Origin of the sequence: Arthrobacter crystallopoietes BAB-32 (assembly GCF_000328305.2) — a bacterium.
Classification (GTDB): Bacteria; Actinomycetota; Actinomycetes; order Actinomycetales; family Micrococcaceae; genus Crystallibacter; species Crystallibacter crystallopoietes_A.
Window position 1 is genome coordinate 1 of sequence record NZ_ANPE02000005.1, and the last position, 5,338, is coordinate 5,338.

Annotated in this window: 4 protein-coding genes; 3 read left to right on the forward strand and 1 reads right to left on the reverse strand. The window is 64.9% G+C overall.

Annotation, left to right across the window (positions count from 1 at the left end; genetic code table 11):
• The first annotated feature begins 102 nt into the window (after window positions 1–102).
• Entirely contained in the window at window positions 103–1,416 is a 1,314-nt protein-coding gene (locus D477_RS00085; protein ID WP_005266079.1) for a ParB/RepB/Spo0J family partition protein, read from the forward strand.
• 407 nt (window positions 1,417–1,823) lie between these two features.
• Here the strand turns inward: D477_RS00085 and D477_RS20930 are convergent, their stop codons facing one another.
• Window positions 1,824–3,110, reverse strand: coding sequence for a PucR family transcriptional regulator (locus tag D477_RS20930; RefSeq protein WP_005266080.1), 1,287 nt, complete (start codon window positions 3,108–3,110; stop codon window positions 1,824–1,826).
• Between the two features lie 401 nt (window positions 3,111–3,511).
• Here D477_RS20930 and D477_RS00095 point away from each other — a divergent pair, with 401 nt between their 5' ends.
• Window positions 3,512–4,720 (forward strand): acyl-CoA dehydrogenase family protein, encoded by a 1,209-nt coding sequence (locus D477_RS00095; protein ID WP_005266081.1) that lies wholly within the window; start codon window positions 3,512–3,514, stop codon window positions 4,718–4,720.
• Between the two features lie 32 nt (window positions 4,721–4,752).
• Window positions 4,753–5,292: a flavin reductase family protein gene (locus D477_RS00100; RefSeq protein WP_005266082.1), complete on the forward strand. Its 540-nt coding sequence runs from the start codon at window positions 4,753–4,755 to the stop codon at window positions 5,290–5,292.
• Window positions 5,293–5,338: the final 46 nt, after the last annotated feature.

The window sequence follows — 5,338 nt, forward strand, 5'->3', positions numbered from 1 at the left end:
GCCAAGCAGGCAAAAAACAACGGGGGAGGGAAAGGGCACAAGCCGGCTGGTACAGATCCGCTGCCCGACTCCCCGCCACCTCGCCAAAAGAGCACATAAACCATGAACGCAACCCCTGTACTGGAGCTGCTTGACCCGGCATCGCTGACGATCGACGTGAATGTCCGCAAGATCGCCGCCCTGACGCCCGAATTCGTGGAGAGCATCCGGGACCTCGGTGTGCTCGAACCCGTCATCGCCCACCGCCGGGACGAGGGCACGGTTCATGTGCTGATGGGCCAGCGCCGGACCCTCGCGGCCGTCGAGGCCGGGCTCGGGACCATTCCGGTCATGATCGTCTCCAGCCCCGATGAAGCCGACCGGATCGTCACGCAGGTTGTCGAGAACGTCCAGCGGGCCGAGCTGAGCGAGGCCGATGAAGCCGATGCGTACCACCAGCTGTCGCTGATCGGCGTCCCGGCCGCCGACATCGCCCGGAAGACCGGCAAGACCAAGGCCATCGTGGAAAGCGCGCTCAAGGCCCGCTCCAGCACCGCCGGAGCGCAGGCCCTCCACAACGGCTACACCATCGGGCAGGCCCTGGTGCTGGCAGAGTTCGACGGCGATCAGGACGCCACCGAGGAACTGGAATCCGTGATCCGGGACGAGCCGCAGTACCTGGAGCACATCGCCCAACGCCTGCGCGATGACCGCGGATCCAAGCAGGACCTGGCCCGGCTGACCGCCGAACTGCAGGCACAGGGAACCACCATTGTGGAGGAGGCGGGACACTACGCCGACAGCGAGGCCATCCGGGTCGACGCACTGAACCGGGCCGACGGCGGACCGGCTACCGAGGATGACGCCAACGCCGTCCAGATCGTCACCGACTACCGGGGCGGGCACCGCGCCGTGCCCGTAATCACCGGGTGGAAGGACCTTGGCTTCACCCCGAAGTACGAGCGGTACGACGGCGGCGGGCAGGCCCGGAAAGGCCCCATGACCGAGGAACAGAAGGCCGAGCGGCGAACCCTGATCGCCAACAACAAGGCCATGGAATCGGCCACCAAGGTCCGCAGGGAATGGGTCAAAACCCTGCTGGCCCGCAAGAGCTCCCCAAAGGGCTGGCAGTACTTCACCGTCCACGCCCTGACCCATCACCCCGAAACGGCCAGCGGCTACGACAGCAAGACCGCCGCCGAGATGGCCGGCGTCAAAAACGATGACTGGAACCCGCTCCGCGCCCACGTGGCCAGGACCGATGCCCGCCCCGAGGCAGCCCTGCTGGCCCTGATCTGCGCAGGGTACGAAAAGCAGATCCACAAGGACTCCTGGCGCCGGCCCGGTGACGTTCACCGGGACTACCTGAACCAGCTCGTCACGTGGGGTTACACGCCCAGCGACGTCGAGGCCATCATCATCGGCACCACAGAGTAGGGGAGCGGGGCAGTGCTCCGGCCGAGCGGCCGGGCACTGCCCACCCGTCCAACTGCGGCGTGTATCTACTCACCGCACAGGAGTGAACGCACCAGTCATGGGCGGGTTTCTTCCGGCAGAGTGCTGTCCGGGCCGGACGGAGCCGGCCCGGACGAGGGGTCCGATACTCGTTTGCTCGCATCGGGGAGCGGGCCTCGCTGCGCTCGGACTGTTAAGAGCATTCGTTTTTGGCTGCTGTCCTTCGGATCGTACGTGCCCGCTGCGCACCGTCAACCGGGCTGCGCCCGGCTGCGGGCCCGGGATTTTTCTCCGGCGCTCCTTCGTCGCTTATTTCCTCCCAAAAATTGTTGCGTAACGACAAACAGCATCGGGATGACGTGCTGTCTCGGCAACAGGGATTGTCCGCGTTACTGGCGGAAAGCTGTTGTTTTGGGAGGCGTCATCGGAAGCGAGTCGCGGGAGCCGCGGGAGCGTGATGTTGCGGATCGTGGACGGAAGACGCTGCGTGATTGTGCTTCATCACTGGAAAAATCCGGGATCTCGTCGCTGAGGACGATGTCGGGGACTACTTCGGCGAGTTCCAGGGCGCACCGAACCTGGTAGGAGGGTGCGGTCGGAGGGAGCGCATCGTTGATCTGCCGAATTCGGTAGGCCACGGTATTGCGGTGCGTGTGCAGGGCAGCGGCGGTGAGTGCGAGGCTGCCTTTGTTGTCCAGATAGTTGAGAAGAGTGCGGCGTAGCTCCCGGGCGCGGTCGTCATCGGTGGCGAGCTTGGGTCCTAGGGTACGGCGAACGAAGGCAGCGCTCTGTCGGGGATCAGCGAGCAGGAGCGAGAGCAGCTCAACGTCTTCGTAGCGGGTAACGGTCCTTGCCGGTCCGGCCAACCGGGCGACCCGCTCTGCGGCCAGCGCCTCGCGGTGACTTTGACGGAATCCTGCCACCCCTCTTCCCGTGCTGCCGACGGCAATCCTCAGGTGTGGCGGCCATGTACCCGAAAGCTCCAGCTGAGAGGTGTCGAACGCCGTACGGGAACCGAGCCAGATCAAGACGTGTCGAACGCCCTCGTTGTGAATCAGGGTTCCTCCATTCGACTGCGTCAGCCGTGCGAGTTGGCCGGCGACTTGTTCGAAGGCGAAATGCCGGAAGGTGTCAGGATCAGCACCTTCAAGCCACACCACCAAGGCCGTGTGCAACTGCCCGAGGTTGTAGGGAAGCCGCCCGGCGACGTCGTCAGGGAGCGGGCCCTCGTCGCGGAGGATGGTGCGGATGGCTTCTGAAATGCGGCCGCTCTGGCTGTTGAGGCGGCGCTCGGTTTCTTCTGCGTAACGCTTCGATAGCGCTTGGACAAAGTTGGACCAGCAGGCGGAAACATCGCGGGTCAGTTGCTTCGCCGTTGCTAGCCGTTCATGCTCGGGCACGGCCTGCTCCAAGGCATTCATCAGCTCATCGGTAATAAAGGTTTGGCCTGCGTGGACATTCCTGACGACTTGATCGAGGGGAATGCTTCGCGCCACGTAGAAGGCCACGTTTTCGCTGGGTTCCGTCGATTGGGCCAGCCAGTTCTTGTCTCCGGTGTATAGGGCAGCGACAGTATCGATGGTGCTGGCTTCCGTCGCCCGGCGAAGGCTTTCGAACTCCTCGTCATCCCGGTCGCCGGTCCAGTCCGTGAGCTCCTGGAGGATGTTGTCAGCCATGCGCTGCCCGATACTTGCTGCCCACATGACTGCGCTTCGACCCACTGCCGCTTCGGCCCGCTTGCGGCAGCCGAGCGAACTGTAGAAGCGGGCGGGCTCTGCCGCCGTCAACAGGGACACCCAAGTGTGTTTCATCAATCCTCCGGAAACTCGCGTCCTCGCGGTCCCTTGAGTTTGGTCCATGTCACTTCTCCGGACAAACGCTTTGTCTACCGCCGCCAAACACACAGGGACGATTTGTGCTACGTGCACAACCCGGTCGCCTTCCGTTGCCGGGCTGGTAGCTAACGCACAGTGAGCGGCGCAACGTTGACCTTCCGGCACGTAGTGGGACCCGGGAGCCTTCCGCAGGATGGAGTGACTGAAACCACCGGACACCCTCCGAACATCAGGAGATCCCCATGACCACGACCGCTATTCCCACGGCTGACGCCACCATCGACCTGCCGGCGCCCGACCTTGTTGCACGGGCGGCATCGCTGCGCGAGGTCCTGCGCCAGCACGCTGCTGACGGTGACCAGGGGCAGGTCGCTGCGGCCGCCGTCGAACGCATGGAAGCCGAAGGCCTGCTGCGTCTGACGATCCCGCGCCGCTACGACGGCTTCGAGGCCACCACCCGGACGCTGGCCGACGTACTGGTCGAGCTGGCCCGGGGCGACGGTTCCGCAGCCTGGTCCGCCATGCTGATCAACATCGGCAACTGGTTCACGACCACCTGGCCGGTTCAGGCCCAGGACGAGGTCTGGGCAGATAACGCGTCGGCCAAGATGTGCGTCATCCTCAACCCCATGACCACCGCGGAACGAGCCGAGGGCGGTTTCCGGATGTCCGGCAAGTGGGCCTTCGCCTCCGGTTCCTACGTGGCCACCCACGCGATGCTCGGGTTCCTGGCCCCGCAGCCGGACGGGAGCCTGCGCCACGCGCTGGCGATCGTGCATCCGGGCGACTGGGGGATCGAACGCAGCTGGTACCCGATGGGCCTGAAGGGCTCGGGCAGCGACACCGTCGTCGTCAACGACGTTTTCATTCCGGAGCACCGCGTCCAGTACTTCGAAGACATGGTTGACGGCGAACTGCTCACCGAATTGAAGGATCTCGAACCAGCCACTCGCGCTCCGTTCCTTCCCAAGGGCACGATCATCTTCGGTGCTATCCAGGTGGGCCTGGGCAAGGCAGCATTGGACCTGGCACTGGAGCGGATGCGTACCAAGGGTGTGACGGGCACCGTTTACACCGAGTCCCGCAATTCGCCGGTCCACCAGTTGGCTGCTGCCGACGCGCAGACCAAGATCGACCTCGCCGAGTTGCTGATGCACCGCGCGTGCCGCGATATCGACGAGTCCGCAGCCGCGGGTGAGCTGCTGGACGAGGTCATCCGCGCCCGGGTCCGCAACGACACCGGCACCATCGTCACCCTGGTCGGCGACGCGCTCGATCAGCTTATGAAGGCCGCGGGCTCCGGCAGCTACCTAGCCTCCAGCCCGCTGCACCGCATCTACCAGGATGCCCTCACCGGCGGCAGCCATGCCCACGCCACTCCTCAGGTGGGCAAGGAAGTCTACGGACGCCTGCTGCTGGGGGCCGACGGCGGCGTCACTGTCCACGTCTAGAGCGCACCTTTGATCCCCGCAAGGAGGACATCATGAACAGCACTTTGACCATAGAAAAGACCATTGAGCAGGCCGACCCGGAGCAGATGGCCAAGGCCATGCGCTCGGTGCTGGGGAATTTCTGCACCGGCGTCGCGGTGATGACCGCGCAGACCGCCGAAGGACCTGTGGGCATGACCGCGCAGTCCCTGGTGAGCATCTCGCTGGAGCCGCCGCTGGTGATGTTCAGCCCCCAGAAGACGTCGAAGACCTGGCCGCAGATCGAACGTACGGGAAGCTTCTGCGCGAACATCCTGCCCGCCGACCGGCGGGACCTGGGGCTGCGGTTCGCCAAGAGCGGCACAGACAAGTTCGCCGGCGTCAACTGGCAGCCCGGGCTGACCGGAGCGCCGGTGCTCGACGGCGCCCTCGCCTTCATCGGGTGCAGCATCGAGCACGTCTACGAAGCGGGCGACCACTACATGGTCCTCGGCCGGGTGCGCGACCTCGGCGAGAAGGGGCCGGGGGAGCCGCTGCTCTTCTTCAAGGGCGGCTTCGGTTCGTTCAACGGCATCCCGCGGAACCAGGACTAGGAGCAATTGATGCTGGAGCACTACGTACTTTTTGCCGCCGCCGAGG

Coding starts and splice junctions, on each gene's coding strand:
- D477_RS00085 (WP_005266079.1), top strand. CDS start 103: ATGAACGCAACCCCTGTACTGGAGCTGCTTGACCCGGCATCGCTGACG.
- D477_RS20930 (WP_005266080.1), bottom strand. CDS start 3,110: ATGGCTGACAACATCCTCCAGGAGCTCACGGACTGGACCGGCGACCGG.
- D477_RS00095 (WP_005266081.1), top strand. CDS start 3,512: ATGACCACGACCGCTATTCCCACGGCTGACGCCACCATCGACCTGCCG.
- D477_RS00100 (WP_005266082.1), top strand. CDS start 4,753: ATGAACAGCACTTTGACCATAGAAAAGACCATTGAGCAGGCCGACCCG.